The 2,044-nt window shown below is 62.0% G+C and carries 3 protein-coding genes; 1 reads left to right on the forward strand and 2 read right to left on the reverse strand.

The window, feature by feature from the left end; translation table 11 throughout:
• Positions 1–696 (forward strand): aminotransferase class III-fold pyridoxal phosphate-dependent enzyme (locus WB528_RS17575; protein WP_423889676.1); only part of this gene is annotated, 696 nt, incomplete at its 5' end.
• 10 nt (positions 697–706) lie between these two features.
• Here WB528_RS17575 and WB528_RS17580 read toward each other — a convergent pair.
• Positions 707–1,681, reverse strand: a complete 975-nt coding sequence (locus WB528_RS17580) for a quinone oxidoreductase family protein (protein WP_423889677.1) — start codon at positions 1,679–1,681, stop codon at positions 707–709.
• 103 nt (positions 1,682–1,784) lie between these two features.
• Positions 1,785–2,044 (reverse strand): TerC family protein (locus WB528_RS17585; RefSeq protein WP_423889678.1); only part of this gene is annotated, 260 nt, incomplete at its 5' end.

The raw sequence follows: 2,044 nt of genomic DNA on the forward strand, positions 1-2,044 counted from the left end.
GATCTGGCCTCCGTCGAGCAGTTGATCAACGAACGCACGGTCGCGGTGATGCTGGAGCCGATTCAGGGCGAAGCCGGCGTCCGGCCGGCGAGCGACGAGTTCATGCACGATCTGCGGGCGCTGACGGCAGCCCACGGCCTGTTGCTGATCTTCGATGAAATCCAGACCGGAATGGGCCGTACCGGGACGCTGTTCCACTACGAGCATAAGGGAATCGCGCCCGACATCATGACGCTCGGCAAGGGCATCGGCGGCGGCGTTCCGCTTGCGGCCCTGCTCGCCACCGAGGCCGTGTCCTGCTTCGAACACGGCGACCAGGGCGGCACCTTCAACGGTAACGCGCTGATGTGCGCGGCGGGCCTGGCGGTACTCGAACAAGTCGCGACCCCGAACTTCCTGAAAGCGGTAGCAGAGACCGGGCTTTATCTGGAGAGCGAATTGCAGCGGCTCTCGGCGCGCCATGGTCTCGGCGAGGTTCGCGGGCGGGGATTGTTGCTGGCGCTCGATCTGCAGGTTCCGATCGCAGCATCGATCGTGGCCGCGGCGTTGGACGACGGCGTGCTCTTGAACGCACCGCGTCCCGATGCGTTGCGCTTCATGCCGGCTCTCAACGTCACGCGGCAGGAAATTGACCTGATGATTGATTGCCTGGACGCCCTGCTTATCAAGATGGGCGCCGCGCGCAGGGTTGCCTAATTTATCAGCCTCATGGCTTGAGGATCGATGCGCCGGTGGTCGCGCGGCTCTCAAGATCGGTATGGGCCTTGGCGGCGTCCTTCAGCGCGTAGGCATGGTTGATCGGCACGTGTAGTTTGCCGTTGATCACGGCGGCAAACAGCGTGTCGGCGCCCTCGAGCAGTTCGGAGCGCTTGCCGATGTAGTCGTTGAGTTTCGGCCGGGTCGCAAACAGCGAGCCGTGATTGTTGAGTTCGGCAATCGCGAATGGCGGGACAGGCCCCGACGCGCTGCCGAAGCTCACGAACAGGCCGCGTGGCTTGAGGCACGACAGCGAGCCCGGAAAGGTCGTTTTGCCGACGCCATCATAAACCACGTCGCACAATTCGTTGCGGCTGATCTGTTTGACGCGCGCAACGAAATCTTCCTCGTTGTAGAGGATGACGTGGTCGCAGCCGTTGGCGAGCGCAAGATCCGCCTTCGCCTTGGAGCCGACGGTGCCGATCACGTGCGCGCCGAGCGCCCTCGCCCATTGGCAAGCGAGCAGCCCAATGCCGCCGGCTGCGGCGTGAATCAGGACGCGGTGATGCGGTTCTACCTTGAAGGTCTTGTGCAGGAGGTACCAGACCGTCAGTCCTTTCAGCATCAGCACTGCGCCCTGCTCGTAGGTGATGTGATCGGGCAGCTTGACGAGTTTTTCCCAGGGAATGTTGCGCTCGGTCGCATAGGCGCCGAGATTCACATAGTAGGCGACGCGGTCGCCGGGATGAAAATTGGTCACGCCGGGGCCGACCGATACTACCTCGCCCGCCGCCTCATTGCCGACGATGAACGGCAGCCCGGGCGCCTTGTAGAGGCCGGTGCGATAATAGGTGTCGATGAAATTCAGGCCGACCGCATGCTGACGAATGCGCACCTCGCCAGGGCCTGGCGCAGGCAACTCGGTATCCTCATAGACGAGGGCCTCCGGACCGCCAATTTTGTGCACCCGCACGGCCTTGGTCATCGTCGTTCTCCTCAAGTGTTTCGGCTGCCGTGAGCGAATGACAACGGGGTCGCCTTGTCAACTCGGCGCGCCTCAACTTGCGACGCTGGTATCGGTTAACGAATTAACCTTTGCTCCGGTTGCCTCGGGCCAGCACGTTGAACAATTCCACCAGCGCCGAAAACGCGATCGCAAAGTAGATATAGCCGCGCGGAATGTGGAATTTGAAGCCGTCGGCCACCAGTGCAACGCCGATCAGAACCAGAAACGCCAGTGCCAGCATTTTGGTGGTCGGATGCTCTGCGACGAATCGCGCTACCGGACCCGAGGCAACATACATGATCACGCAAGCGATGACGACGGCGGAGATCATGATCGTCAGGT

The sequence above is a fragment of the Bradyrhizobium sp. genome (genome assembly GCF_049586575.1).
Lineage (GTDB): Bacteria > Pseudomonadota > Alphaproteobacteria > Rhizobiales > Xanthobacteraceae > Bradyrhizobium.